The sequence below is a fragment of the Rhodococcus sp. NPDC060090 genome (genome assembly GCF_042729855.1).
GTDB lineage: Bacteria > Actinomycetota > Actinomycetes > Mycobacteriales > Mycobacteriaceae > Rhodococcus.
Genome location: NZ_JBHWXB010000013.1, coordinates 12,507 through 25,832, shown reverse-complemented (window position 1 = coordinate 25,832; position 13,326 = coordinate 12,507). Strand labels below are relative to the sequence as shown.

General features: G+C 65.0%; 10 protein-coding genes. 6 read left to right on the top strand and 4 right to left on the bottom strand.

Annotation, left to right across the window (positions count from 1 at the left end; all coding sequences use genetic code 11):
* Positions 1–29: 29 nt before the first annotated feature.
* The 3 genes from ACFWCF_RS18265 to ACFWCF_RS18255 all read right to left on the bottom strand — a co-directional run bounded on the left by ACFWCF_RS18265 (position 30) and on the right by ACFWCF_RS18255 (position 6,953).
* Entirely contained in the window at positions 30–1,481 is a 1,452-nt protein-coding gene (locus ACFWCF_RS18265; RefSeq protein WP_378564153.1) for a glutamate synthase subunit beta, read from the bottom strand.
* Positions 1,474–6,069 carry a glutamate synthase large subunit gene (gene gltB, locus ACFWCF_RS18260; RefSeq protein WP_378564150.1) on the bottom strand — a complete coding sequence of 1,532 codons (4,596 nt, stop codon included), beginning with the start codon at positions 6,067–6,069 and terminating at the stop codon, positions 1,474–1,476. The genes ACFWCF_RS18265 and gltB overlap by 8 nt, the downstream gene beginning before the upstream one ends.
* Before the next feature lie 302 nt (positions 6,070–6,371).
* Positions 6,372–6,953 carry a TetR/AcrR family transcriptional regulator gene (locus tag ACFWCF_RS18255; protein WP_378564147.1) on the bottom strand — a complete coding sequence of 194 codons (582 nt, stop codon included), beginning with the start codon at positions 6,951–6,953 and terminating at the stop codon, positions 6,372–6,374.
* A 67-nt stretch (positions 6,954–7,020) separates the two neighbouring features.
* On the opposite strand from ACFWCF_RS18255, the gene ACFWCF_RS18250 reads away from it, so the two are divergent.
* The 5 genes from ACFWCF_RS18250 to ACFWCF_RS18230 all read left to right on the top strand — a co-directional run bounded on the left by ACFWCF_RS18250 (position 7,021) and on the right by ACFWCF_RS18230 (position 11,989).
* Positions 7,021–8,052, top strand: a complete 1,032-nt coding sequence (locus tag ACFWCF_RS18250; RefSeq protein WP_378564144.1) for an FAD-dependent monooxygenase — start codon at positions 7,021–7,023, stop codon at positions 8,050–8,052.
* 76 nt (positions 8,053–8,128) lie between these two features.
* The gene (locus ACFWCF_RS18245; protein WP_378564141.1) at positions 8,129–8,482 is read left to right on the top strand and encodes a hypothetical protein; all 354 of its coding nucleotides are present in this window, start codon (positions 8,129–8,131) and stop codon (positions 8,480–8,482) included.
* A complete protein-coding gene (locus tag ACFWCF_RS18240) occupies positions 8,483–10,846 on the top strand; it encodes a hypothetical protein (RefSeq protein ID WP_378564138.1) in 2,364 nt (787 codons plus the stop codon). It begins immediately after the preceding gene.
* 20 nt (positions 10,847–10,866) lie between these two features.
* Positions 10,867–11,649: a hypothetical protein gene (locus tag ACFWCF_RS18235; protein WP_378564135.1), complete on the top strand. Its 783-nt coding sequence runs from the start codon at positions 10,867–10,869 to the stop codon at positions 11,647–11,649.
* Between the two features lie 16 nt (positions 11,650–11,665).
* On the top strand, positions 11,666–11,989 hold the full coding sequence (locus ACFWCF_RS18230; RefSeq protein WP_378564132.1) for a YbaB/EbfC family nucleoid-associated protein: 324 nt from the start codon (positions 11,666–11,668) through the stop codon (positions 11,987–11,989).
* A 56-nt stretch (positions 11,990–12,045) separates the two neighbouring features.
* Here the strand turns inward: ACFWCF_RS18230 and ACFWCF_RS18225 are convergent, their stop codons facing one another.
* Positions 12,046–12,315: a DUF4235 domain-containing protein gene (locus tag ACFWCF_RS18225; protein ID WP_378564129.1), complete on the bottom strand. Its 270-nt coding sequence runs from the start codon at positions 12,313–12,315 to the stop codon at positions 12,046–12,048.
* Between the two features lie 191 nt (positions 12,316–12,506).
* Here ACFWCF_RS18225 and ACFWCF_RS18220 point away from each other — a divergent pair, with 191 nt between their 5' ends.
* Positions 12,507–13,322, top strand: coding sequence for a DUF1206 domain-containing protein (locus ACFWCF_RS18220; RefSeq protein ID WP_378564126.1), 816 nt, complete (start codon positions 12,507–12,509; stop codon positions 13,320–13,322).
* The last annotated feature ends 4 nt before the right edge of the window (positions 13,323–13,326 follow it).

Genomic DNA, 13,326 nt, shown 5'->3' with positions numbered 1-13,326 from the left:
ATTCCGGTGCGCGGCCCCTCGCCGTCAGCTCAACGCTGCGGCACGGTCCGCGTGGTGATCGGATTGGGAAGCGCCGTTACTCCCTCGAGGTACTGATCGACCGCGGCGGCACACGAGCGTCCTTCGGCGATGGCCCACACGATCAGCGACTGACCGCGACCCATATCGCCTGCGACGAACACACCGTCGACGTTGGTGTTCCAGTCCGACTCGCGTGCGACGTTGCCACGCTGGTCGAACTCCACACCCAGATCGGTGAGCAGGCCGGGCTTCTCGGCGCCGGTGAAGCCCATCGCGAGCAGCACCAGATCTGCCTCGAGCTCGAAGTCGCTGCCCTCGACCTTCTCGAACTTGCCGTCCACCATCTGCACTTCGTATGCCTTCAGTGCGGTGACCTTGCCGTCCTTGCCGACGAACTCTTCGGTGTTGACCGAGAAGACCCGCTCGCCGCCTTCCTCGTGCGCAGACGACACCCGGAACATGAGCGGGTAGGTCGGCCACGGGGTGGACTCGGCGCGCTCCTCCGGCGGGCGGGGCATGATCTCGAACTGGTGGACGCTCTCGGCGCCCTGACGGTGCGAGGTGCCCAGGCAGTCGGCGCCGGTATCACCGCCACCGATGATGATGACCTTCTTGCCCGTCGCCGTGATGGTGGGCGCGGGCAGGTCGCCGAGCTGAACCCTGTTCGCGATGGGCAGGAACTCCATCGCCTGGTGGATGCCGTCGAGTTCGCGTCCCGGAATGGGCAGGTCGCGTGCCACGGTGGCGCCGCCGGCGAGGACGACCGCGTCGAACTGCTCACGCAGCTGGTCGGCGGTGATGTCGACGCCGACGTTCACACCGGTACGGAAGACGGTGCCCTCGGCCTCCATCTGCGCGAGCCGGCGGTCGATGAAACGCTTCTCCATCTTGAACTCGGGGATGCCGTAGCGGAGCAGACCGCCGATGCGGTCGGCACGCTCGAACACCGTGACGTTGTGGCCGGCGCGGGTGAGCTGCTGTGCTGCAGCGAGTCCCGCGGGGCCGGAGCCCACGACCGCGACCTTGCGCCCGGTGAGCTTCGACGGCGGGATCGGGGTGACCTTGCCCTCGTCGAATGCTTTCTCGACGAGCTCGACCTCGACCTGCTTGATGGTGACGGGGTCCTGGTTGATGCCCAGCACGCACGACGCCTCGCACGGAGCGGGGCACAGCCGGCCAGTGAACTCCGGGAAGTTGTTCGTAGCGTGGAGCCGCTCGATGCCGTCGTCCCACTTGCCCTTGTAGGCAAGGTCGTTCCACTCGGGAATCAGGTTTCCGAGCGGGCAACCGTTGTGGCAGAAGGGGATACCGCAGTCCATGCAGCGGCTCGCCTGGATCTGGACGGTCTCGAGCGGGAACGGCTCGTAGACCTCCTTCCAGTCGAGCAGTCGCAGCGGAACCGGACGACGAACCGGTGTCTCGCGAGAACCGTGCTTCAGGAAGCCGTTCGGATCAGCCACGAGCCGCCTCCATGATCGCTTCGTCCACGTTCGCACCACGGATGGTGGCGTCCTTGATAGCCATGAGAACCTTCTTGTAATCGCGAGGCATGACCTTCGCGAAGTGACCGACCTGTTGTGACCAGTCGGCCAGGATGCGGGCTGCAACCTCGGAGCCCGTTTCGTCACGATGTCGTTCGACTGCACCCTTGAGCCAGACGAAGTCCTCGCCTTCGAGGTCTTCGAGATCGACCAGCTCGGTGTTCAGGTTGTCTTCGAATTCCTTGTCCGGGTTGTACACGAACGCGACACCACCCGACATACCTGCGCCGAAGTTACGGCCGGTCGCGCCCAGAATCACGACCTTGCCACCGGTCATGTACTCGCAGCCGTGGTCGCCGACGCCTTCGACGACGGCCGTGGCCCCCGAGTTCCGCACCGCGAAACGCTCACCGGCGACACCGCGGATGAGTGCTTCACCACCGGTCGCGCCGAACAGGATCACGTTGCCGGCGACGATATTGTCCTCGGCGACGAATCCGGACGCCACGTTCTCCGGGGGACGCACCACGATACGACCACCCGACAGACCCTTACCGACGAAGTCGTTGGCGTCGCCGAACAGCTTCAGCGTGATGCCCTTGGGGACGTACGCACCGAAACTGTTTCCCGCCGAACCGGTCAGGGTGATATCGATCGTGTTGTCCGGCAGACCATCCGCACCGTAGAGCTTGGTGAGCTCGTGTCCGAGCATCGTGCCCACCGTGCGGTTGACGTTGGTGATGGTCGTGGCGATCGACACCGGGGTACCCGACTCCAGAGCGGCCTGCGCCTTGACGATCAGTTCGTTGTCGAGCGCCTTGTCGAGCGCGTGGTACTGCTCCTTGGTGCAGTACATGTCCTGATCGGTGAAGATCGGCGACGTCACCTTCTCGAGCAGCGGCGACAGATCGAGCTTCGACGCACGGTAGTGGTCGACGGCCTTGACGGTGTCGAGGCACTCGACCTGACCGATCGCCTCGTCGAGACTGCGGAATCCGAGCTCGGCAAGGTACTCGCGCACCTCCTCGGCGATGTACAGCATGAAGTTCTCGACGAACTCCGGCTTGCCCGTGAACCGCTTGCGCAGCACCGGGTTCTGCGTCGCGACACCCACCGGGCACGTGTCGAGGTGGCATACGCGCATCATGATGCAGCCCGACACGACCAGCGGCGCGGTCGCGAAACCGAACTCCTCACCGCCGAGCAGTGCCGCGATGATCACGTCGCGACCCGTCTTCATCTGGCCGTCGACCTGCACGACGATGCGGTCGCGCAGACCGTTGAGCATCAGAGTCTGCTGGGTCTCGGCGAGGCCGATCTCCCACGGTGCCCCGGCGTGCTTGAGCGACGTCAGCGGCGACGCACCCGTACCGCCGTCGTGGCCCGAGATGAGCACGACGTCGGCGTGCGCCTTCGAGACACCGGCCGCGACCGTACCCACACCGAGCTCGGAGACGAGCTTGACGTGGATGCGGGCCTGCGGATTCGCATTCTTCAGATCGTGGATCAGCTGCGCGAGATCCTCGATCGAGTAGATGTCGTGGTGCGGCGGCGGCGAGATGAGACCGACGCCCGGCGTCGAGCCACGCACCTCCGCGACCCACGGGTACACCTTGTGCGGCGGCAGCTGGCCACCCTCACCGGGCTTGGCGCCCTGCGCCATCTTGATCTGGATGTCGGTGCAGTTCGTCAGGTAGTGCGACGACACACCGAAGCGGCCGGACGCGACCTGCTTGATTGCCGAGCGACGGAAGTCGCCGTTCTCGTCGGGAGTGAAGCGCGACGGATGTTCGCCGCCCTCACCGGAGTTGGAGCGCCCACCGAGCCTGTTCATGGCGATCGCGAGGGTCTCGTGGGCCTCCGCCGAGATCGAGCCGTAGCTCATCGCGCCGGTGGAGAAACGCTTCACGATCTCGGTTGCCGGCTCGACCTCCTCGGTCGGGACCGAGGGACGCAGACCCGTCTTGAACTCGAAGAGTCCACGCAACGACGCGAGCCGCTCCGACTGGTCGTCGACCAGCTTCGTGTACTCCTTGAAAATGCTGTACTGGCCTGTGCGGGTGGCATGCTGGAGCTTGAACACCGTGTCCGGATTGAACAGGTGGTATTCGCCCTCGCGGCGCCACTGGTACTCACCGCCCACCTCGAGTTCGCGGTGCGCATGCTCGGACGGGCGATCGAGGAACGCCATCGCGTGCCGCGTTGCGACGTCGGCCGCGATCTCCTCGAGGCCGACGCCACCGAGCTGGCTCTGCAATCCGGTGAAGTACTCGTCGACGAGCTCCTGCGACAGGCCGATCACCTGGAACAGTTGCGCGCCGGTGTAGGACGCGAGCGTCGAGATGCCCATCTTGGACATCACCTTGAGCACGCCCTTCGACGCCCCCTTGATGTAGTTGGCGATGGCCTTCTCGAGGGTCATGCCGTCGGGGAGGTCGCCGTTCTGCAGCAGCTCGTCGATGCTCTCGAACGCCATGTACGGATTCACCACGGCCGCACCGAAACCGCACAGGGCAGCGATGTGGTGTACCTCGCGTGCGTCGCCGGCCTCCACGAGCAGACCCACCTGGGTGCGAGTCTTCTCGCGCACGAGGTGGTGGTGCACTGCGGACGTCAGGAGCAGCGACGGGATCGGCGCGAGCTTCTCGTCGGACTCGCGGTCGGACAACACGATCAGACGCGCGCCCTTGTCGATCGCCTGCGACACCTGCTCACGAATGCTCTCGAGTGCGGTGTGCAGACCCCGCGCGCCCTCCGCGACCGGGTAGAGACCGCGCACGATGACGCTGCTGAATCCCGGGTACTGCTTCTTGTCGTTGACGTGGATGAGCTTCTGCAAGTCGTCGTTGTCGATGACCGGTGCGGAGAGCAGAATCTGGCGGCACGACTCCGCGGTGGGTCGCAGCACGTCGCCCTCGGGGCCGAGCATGCCACCGAGGCTCGTGACGATCTCCTCGCGGATTGCGTCGAGCGGCGGGTTGGTGACCTGAGCGAACAGCTGGGAGAAGTAGTCGAACAGCATCCGCGGACGGGACGAGAGCACCGCGATGGGTGTGTCGGTGCCCATCGAACCGAGCGCCTCACCGCCGGTCGCTGCCATCGGCTTGATCAGCAGATCCACTTCTTCGCGGGTGTACCCGAACACCTGCTGGCGCAGCACGACCCGCTCGTGCGACATGTAGGTGTAGCGGGACGGCGGAAGATCCTCGAGACGGGAGACACCCTTCTCGACCCATTCCTCGTACGGGTTCTCGGCGGCGAGCTCCGACTTGATCTCCTCGTCCTCGACGATCCGCCCCTTTGCGGTGTCGACGAGGAACATACGACCCGGCTGGAGGCGTCGCTTGCTGATGATCTTCTCGGCCGGGATGTCGAGCACACCGACCTCTGAGGCCATGACGACGAGACCGTCGTCGGTGACCCACGCGCGCGACGGACGCAGGCCGTTGCGGTCGAGCACCGCACCGATGACGGTGCCGTCGGTGAAGCACACCGATGCCGGGCCGTCCCACGGCTCCATGAGCGCCGAGTGGTACTCGTAGAACGCGCGACGGGCGGGATCCATCGACTCGTTCCGCTCCCACGCCTCGGGGATCATCATGAGCACGGCGTGCGGAAGACTGCGGCCACCGAGGTGCAGCAGCTCGAGCACCTCGTCGAAACGAGCAGTGTCGGATGCGTCCGGGGTGACGACGGGGAAGATCTTCTCGAGCTTGCCGCGGCCACCGAAGACGTCGGTGTCGATGAGCGCCTCACGGGCACGCATCCAGTTCGAGTTACCGATGACGGTGTTGATCTCACCGTTGTGCGCGACACGACGGAACGGGTGCGCGAGCGGCCACGACGGGAACGTGTTGGTGGAGAAGCGCGAGTGCACGAGGCCGAGCGCCGATTCGACGCGCTCGTCCTGCAGGTCGCGGAAGAAGCCCTTGAGCTGCGGCGTCGTGAGCATCCCCTTGTAGACGAACGTCGTCGCCGACAGGCTCGGGAAGTACACGGTCTCGCTGCCCGGGCCGTCCTGGCCGGCGCCGCTGTTGCCGAGTTCGTGCTCGGTGCGCTTGCGCACCACGTATGCGCGGCGCTCGAGGTCCAGGCCGGTGAGCGCCCGCGCGCCCGACGCGATGAAGACCTGGCGGAACGTCGGCATGGCGTTCTTGGCCATCGAACCGAGGTCGGAGGTGTCGATCGGCACCTCGCGCCAGCCGAGGACCTCGAGGCCCTCTTCCTCGACGATCCGGTTCACTGCCGCCTGCGCTTCGTCGGCGGCGTCCTCGCCCTTCGGCAGGAACGCCATGCCGGTGGCATAGGCGCCGGCGACAGGCAGGTCGAAGTCGACGACCGCGCGGAAGTACGCGTCGGGGACCTGGATGAGAATGCCTGCGCCGTCGCCGGTGTTCTGTTCTGCACCTGCAGCACCGCGGTGTTCGAGATTGACCAGCGCAGTGATCGCCTTCTCGACGATGTCGCGGCTGCGGCGACCATGCATGTCCACGACAAACGCGACGCCACAGGAGTCGTGCTCGTTTGCCGGGTGGTAGAGCCCTCGAGGCCCGGGAAGATGAGTCATACCTAGCCTTCGTTGCGGTGATGGCAACTGACGACCAGCAACACTGATGGCCATCTACTGCTGTAGATGGGTATCGACCCGGGTGTGCCGATACCTTGTCTTCGTCAGTATCCGCCCATCCGCGACGGTGCGGGTGCCTTTTTCGGCAGCGCGGGATCGAACCTGACGATCGGTGGGACATCGTGGGCCCACCGCCTCGCAACAAACGATATGCCAGCCCACCGGGGGTTACGCAAGCAAGGCTGCCCTACTTTGCACGTGAGCAGCGGAAATATGCCGGTAACAGGCCCGTAGCGGGGGCGTCACCGCGCGTGCTGCGGACGCAGCACGGCTTCGAGGATGCGGCGAATCCCCTCCCTCGGGTCCGGGTCGCTTCCGGACGTCAGCCGATGCAGGATCACCCCGTCGAGATAGTCGACGAGAAGCCGCGCACCGGCGTCGGATTCACCTGGGCCGTCCGCTCCGAGATCTGCCAGCATCGCCGCGCCCCACGCCCTCAGCTCGCTGCGTCTGATCTCTACCGCGGCGCGAAGTTCCGGCACGGCCATGGCCTCGACGAACATCGCGAAGCGCGCCCGGGTCCGCACCGTGTCGCTGTCGGTCGCGAACAGCACGTATCCGCACAGCAAGTCCTCTAGCTCACGTTCGTCGCGCGGTGCTGCCGATGCGGCGCCCGCACGCGCCGCCACGTCGACCCGGTCGCGTTCGAGAAGGCGATCGAGGACTCCTTCGACCAACGCCTGACGCGTGCGGAAGTAATTCGACGTCGACCCCGCCGGTACGTCGGCGATGGAGTCGACGCGCCGGTGTGTGAGTGCGCGCAGGCCTTCAGTTCCGAGCAGTTCGATCGCGGCGTCGAGCACGGTAGTGCGTTTGTCGGTCACGGCATGATCCTACGACCCACACTACGGATGTAGTGACATCACACTACATCCGTAGTATCTTGCAGGCATGGCCACCGAATACGCACGGAAAGCCGCAGTGCTCGGCGGAGGAATCGGCGGGCTCACCACCGCGAACGCCCTCGTCACCCGCGGCTGGCACGTCGACGTCTTCGAACGGGCCGCAGCGCCGCCCACCACCGGCACCGCACTGGGACTGTGGCCCGAAGCCGTCGAGGCGCTCGAACTCGCCGGCCTGGGCGGACAGGCGCAGCGCCTCGGTGTTCTGCAGAAATCCGGCGCACTCATGAGATGGGACGGAAAGGTGCTCGGACGCTTCAGCGACATCCGTACGCCGGCGATCCTGCTGTCACGTCCCGTCCTGCTCGGGCTCCTCATAGGGGGGCTCCCGTCCGACACCGTCCGGTTCGGGAGTGCCGCTCCCGAACTCGCCGACCTCACGGGCTACGACGTCACGATCGGCGCCGACGGCATAGGCAGCACAGTTCGAGACCAGATTTTCGGCCCCTCGTATCGCCCTGTGCACTCCGGATATGCAGCATGGCGCGGCTGGGTTCCCGGCGCCACCACCGCGATGAGCGAGACCTGGGGTCCGGGCGCACTCTTCGGGATCACCCCACGCGACGGCGACCTCACCAACTGGTTCGCGGCCGTCCGCGCGCCAGCGGGTGAAGCAGGCACGGTCGACGAGCTGCGTGCACGCTTCGGCGACTGGCACCGCGGTGTGCGCGACGTACTCGACAGGCTCGATCCCGCGGAGGTTCTGCATCACGATCTGTACGAGTCACCGGCTCTGCCGTCGTACGTACGCGGCAACACCGCACTGATCGGCGACGCAGCGCACGCGATGACACCCAACCTCGGCAGAGGCGCGTGCGAAGCGATGGTCGACGGCGCGACACTCGCCCTGTTGCTGACCGAGCATCCGGTGAGCGAGGCACTTCGCCTCTACGACCGCGCCCGACGTCGTCGCACACAGCGGCTGGTTCGTGCGTCGCGGATGGTCGCGCGGGTGGCGACGGCGACCCGGCTCACCGGTGGGCGCAACGCCATGATCGGGGCCGCCGTCAGATTCGCCTGACATCCGATGGAACCGATCCGACATCTGCTGCGTCCAATCCTGATGGGACCGTTTCAAGATCAGGAGCTGATTGCGGATGACGTGGTTGCAAGTCGACATCGACGCGCTGAGAGCCCTGGCGTCAGCATTGACGTCGGAGGCCGAACTAATCGGCGAGCTGAAGCCGGGGGCTCCGCTCGCTGCGGCGGCCACAGCGATGACGTCGTCAGCGGTCGGTGGCGCTCTCACGCGCGCCGAAGCTCCACTGCACACCGCCTACCACGCCATGTCCATCTGCCTGCACCGCATGGCCGAAGCAACATCCGCCGGCGCGATGAACTACGAGACCGCAGAGGAAGAATTCAGGCGGCAGGTCGAGGCAGTGGGAAACAGCTTCGAGAGAGCGGGGACCTCTGAAAGCGCGGGGATCTCTGAAAGCACAGTGTCGTAGATGTCGACGCTCTCGCAGGTCCGAGAACTCGGCCCCGCGGCCCTTGCATCTGCAGCCGACGGCGTCGAAGCCACCAACAACACGTTCGGCAAGGCAACCGATCAGGTCGACCGACACGTCGACCACACGTTCAGCACATGGCAGGGCGATGCTGCCGCGGCCGCAGCGGCGCGCGCGTGGAGCGATCGAGTCGTCGGCCGTGGAATCGCCAACGCAGTCGCCGAACAGATCGAAGCACTTCGTGCCGGATCGGCCGCACTGGTCCCCGCGCGGGACACCGTGGTCCGAATCGCCGACAACGCCATCGGCGCCGGATTCACCGTCCACGACGACGGCAGCGTCATCCCACCCCGATGCGACACGGGAGACTCCCGCGCCGACGTCGTCGCGCAGGCGTGCCTCGACGACGAGGCCGCCACATTCGAGGTGCAGTTGAAGTCCGCGCTGAGCACCTTCGGGCAGCTCGACAGCAGCACAGCCGACACGATCGACCAGATCACCATCCGGCTGTCGACATTCGGAGGAGACTTCCGGACCCAGGGCCTGTGGACAACGGGCGGACCGGACGGCGACGCGGACGCCGCACTCATCTCGTCCGGCCGCGCCCGCGACTCCGACCTCGAACGCATCGGACGGGCCCTGTCCGCCGACAGCGGCGCCAGCATCGAATACCTCGACGCCTTCTACAACGGACTCGGACAGGATGAACTGACAGAACTGTTCGCGACCTTCAAAGAATGGGAAGCCGACGGCGATCCGAATGCGGCAGGTTGGGCCGACGCAGTGGGCAACTGTCTGCTCACGTTGTCGAACCCCGACTACGGCGGCAGTTGGGAGCGGGTGCCGCAGGACATCCGCGACACCATCCACTACGGATACGAACCCGGGCCTCGCGAACCCGGTTCAGGAAACCGATTCGACCGTCTCAATGCGCTCGGGGCCGTTCTCGGCGAAGCGAATCCCGAGTATCGACCCGGCACCGAAATGGGGATCGAGCTGAATCGGGTCGCGGGATACATGGCGGGCGTGCCCACCTATGCCGACCCACATGTGGTCCCCACCCCGGATCCGTCGTACTACGACGAGACCACGCGGACATTCCTCGACATCGGCACGCGCAACCCCGATGCGTCGTACCACCTGTTGACAGGCACCGATGTCGGCGGCGCTCCATCAGGGTTCAACCGCGACGAGGTGATCGTGCCCCTGCTCACCCGCGAGTGGGAGGACGACGGCGCTACCCTGGCCGGTCTCACCGACTGGATCGCCGCAGACGCGGTGCCGTCGGATTCGTCCGACCCCGCTGAAGTTTCACGCGCGCAGCGAGCCGGCCAGGCAGCATTCGGTCTGGCCGAAGTCTTGTCGTCACCCGAATCTGCCTGGGACGGCGGCAACAACTTCGACCGCCTCCTTCACATGCCCGAGCCCGATGGGCAGCTCTCCGACCGAACCCTCGGAGAGGTAAACCAGATTGCGGTCCAGTCATTCTCGGAAGCGCTCGCACCGTACGCATCCGACATGGTCGGGGCAGACGAGGATGCCACACCCACTCACGGTTTCGGCGACCTCGGCCCTGTCCCGGCGACGCGCGTGTTCACTCTCCTCGACACCGACCCCGCGGCCGGGGCGCTCATCAACGGCGCAGCGCTCGCGCAGGCCACCGACTTCGATCGTCGGTTTGCGCTGGATCAACTGGGCGGTCAGGGGAATTACACCTACGGAACGTATTCGGGGCGGTTGCAGAGTCTCGTCGAGGTCGGCTTGAGCAGTGCGTACGAGAACGAGAGGATGACCGAACAGGCCGCGATCGACTCGCGGAACCAATACCGTTCCGATGCTTTCGCGGTCGCGCAGACTCTTGTGACCGGCACGGTCACAGCACTTCCCGGCGGTATGGTCACCGGGCCGATCGTCTACTCGACCGGGGTTCTCTTGGATTCCGAAATCATCGACTCTGAAGGACAATACGTGGGCCGGCCGTCGGGAATAGACGGCTTGGACACATCGATGTATCTGACGGAATCAAGTGCGCAGAACACGATACGGTACAACATGTTGCGAGGACTCACCGAGTCTGAGCATTTGGAGGCCTCGACACTCCCGATCGATTGGATCGAAAATGGAATACTCAACGAACGCAACAGTATTTCAGACAACGAACTGACCAGAGAAGCAACCTGGATCCTGGCTGACGCTGGAATTCCTCGAGACGTGCAAGGCACCTATCTGATCACGGCAGCTGCTGGTAGCCAAGATCTGCGCAACATCATCTATGCCGACCAAAGGGATGGTGAATCCGGCTTCCGCGAGGTACTCCTCGGCGACGTGGTTGCCTCTGGAGGTGGACGATGGGACTACTCATAGTGAATAAAATCTCAGTACATATGATTCGTTCCGCCGCTGCAGCGTTGAGCATTCTTATTCTCGCTGCCTGCTCACACAATGCCCCGGAGGATTCGACCATCACAACGCCCAAGCCTTCGGAGTACCAGCCCCCCACGCAGGTACGCAACGCCACCTACGAATGGTCCGCTGAAAACGGTATCGATCTACTCGACGAACGTGGCCGACTCATCCGCGCCGCACACGAGTCCGCGATCATCGCGCACTACGGAGGCATGGACGCAACCTACCCCGGATTCGCGGAAGCACTCGACCCCAAGTATGCCTCCCAAATCAACACACGCTGGGACAGGTCGCTAGCTGGCACCATGCGATCGCACATCCTCCAGATCACCGAAACCGACACCGGCTTCAAAGCCACTGTATGCAGTCAGCCTTCGCACTTCGCGATCCGCGAAGCCGACGGAACGTACCGCATCACCCACGGGTCCGGACGAGAGGAATACATCCAGTTCGATCACATCATCTACACCCCCGACAACCCCAGACTCGATCCCGAAGACTTCTGGCCGACCGTACACAACACCGGGCCATTTCCAGAGCCACCAGGCTTGCCGGTATCCGAACACCAATGGTCCGCCCCCACCGAAGACCTCTTCACTGGTACCGGCTGGACGGTCACTTTCGGCGCCGACCTCGGCGAAACCATGCACCGCTGCCAAGACTGGGGTCGCAGCATCGAACCCGACGTCCCCGCAGAAGGCTCCGAAACCATCCGCTCCCCCATCCCACCCAAGACCCTGCCGGCCTACCCCGGCTGGTGAGACAAAGGAGAACGTCGTGACTCGAACCGAAGAGTTCTCGTCGAAGGTCCGCAGGATCCAGGACGAGATCGACATGATCAGGGGCAATGGAACGTCGCACGGGATTGTGATGACCGTGTCACCGACCGGACGGATCGTGGGACTCGAGATTCCTCCCCACGCGTACGACCTGTCGCCCCGCGTCCTCGCCGACCGCATCGCGGCCGCGCACGCGTCTGCCTATTCGGACGCGAACGAGAGAGCTCGGAATGTCAGGGCGGAGCTCGCGGAGGACCCGAGGGTGCGTCGCATCATGGCCGAGACCGAGGAGTCGCTGACCAACAGTTCCAGGGTCAGGTGAACTACCCGTAGATGACAACTGGTCGGCGGAGCCGCTCCCACAACGCGACCCGGCCGTCACTCCGGCGACACGTGCGTCACCTTCTTGAAGCCACTCGCGGTGGCTCGGTCCACACCGGCCTTCACGATTCCGAAGATCAATCCCTGCACTGCCGCAGCGACGAGCACATCGCGGGTGCGCTGCGACAGATCCTGCGGGTCGGGCTTCCTGTCGCTCGTACCGATCCGCTTCCACAGCTGGTTGAACACCGCACCTGCGAGTAGGCCTCCGCCGACACTCGCGGCAAGAGCAAGTGGTTTGTAGAAGATCACGCGTGCATCGGCCATCTGTCGGCTCCTCCTTCGTTACGGCGCCGGCAGGCACCGCGATCACTCATTCGAACTACCCGCACACATGGCTTCGCAAACAGCCCGCTGATCGCGGGAGTTTCCGCTGACGACCCTCGGGGTATCCCTGACCGGGCCTCAGTACCGGGGCAAGCGCAGCACATAGGGGACGCCGTGGGAGTGGGAGCAACATGAAGACAGACGAATTCGGTCGCGGAGCGCGAAGAGCGGCACGCAGTGAGGGGTTCGAACGCGGCGCCCGATTCGGTCATGTCGTCAGCGGCGTGCTTCACCTGCTGATCGGGATGCTGGCCATCGCGGTCGCCTTCGGTTCGACGGAGAACATCGATCAGTCGGGCGCGTTGGCCGCACTGGCCGAAAGGCCCGGCGGTCGTATCGCACTGTGGGTGCTGGCGGTCGGATTCGTCGCTATGGCGCTGTGGCGTGTGGTCGAGGCGTTGTGGGGTGGGCAGAGCGCACACGCCCGGTCGAACTCTCCGGTGGACCGAGTCAAGGCTCTGGGAATCGCCGCCGTATACATCGGATTGTCCTACTCGACAATCGGTTTCGCCGTCGGCGCCGGGCGGTCCAGCGGCGAGCAGAACTCTGCGCTCAGTGCACGGCTGATGCAATCACTGCCCGGCAAGGCGCTGCTGATCGTCGCCGCCGTCGTCCTCTTGTCGGTCGGGGCTTATCACGTATACAAGGGCGTCACACGGGGATTCCTCGACGATCTGCGCACCTATGAGCGGACCGGGGCACGCAGGTGGATCGAACCTCTCGCTGTGGTGGGATACGTCGCGAAAGGGCTCACGATCGTCGGAGTGGGAGCGCTGGTGGTCATCGCAACAGTGCGGAGCGACCCCGAGCAGGCGACCGGACTGGATGGAGCGCTGAAGACCCTGGGGGCGCAACCATTCGGAGCGATACTGCTGACCTGCGCCGGGACCGGCGTGGCCATCTACGGCCTGTACTGCTTCGCGATGGCCCGGTACGCGAAGATGTAGTGCA

What these genes read in the sequence shown, in the direction of transcription:
- gltB (WP_378564150.1), bottom strand. Translation starts at nt 6,069, where the DNA reads ATGACTCATCTTCCCGGGCCTCGAGGGCTCTACCACCCGGCAAACGAG.
- ACFWCF_RS18250 (WP_378564144.1), top strand. Translation starts at nt 7,021, where the DNA reads ATGGCCACCGAATACGCACGGAAAGCCGCAGTGCTCGGCGGAGGAATC.
- ACFWCF_RS18245 (WP_378564141.1), top strand. Translation starts at nt 8,129, where the DNA reads ATGACGTGGTTGCAAGTCGACATCGACGCGCTGAGAGCCCTGGCGTCA.
- ACFWCF_RS18240 (WP_378564138.1), top strand. Translation starts at nt 8,483, where the DNA reads ATGTCGACGCTCTCGCAGGTCCGAGAACTCGGCCCCGCGGCCCTTGCA.
- ACFWCF_RS18235 (WP_378564135.1), top strand. Translation starts at nt 10,867, where the DNA reads ATGATTCGTTCCGCCGCTGCAGCGTTGAGCATTCTTATTCTCGCTGCC.
- ACFWCF_RS18225 (WP_378564129.1), bottom strand. Translation starts at nt 12,315, where the DNA reads ATGGCCGATGCACGCGTGATCTTCTACAAACCACTTGCTCTTGCCGCG.
- ACFWCF_RS18220 (WP_378564126.1), top strand. Translation starts at nt 12,507, where the DNA reads ATGAAGACAGACGAATTCGGTCGCGGAGCGCGAAGAGCGGCACGCAGT.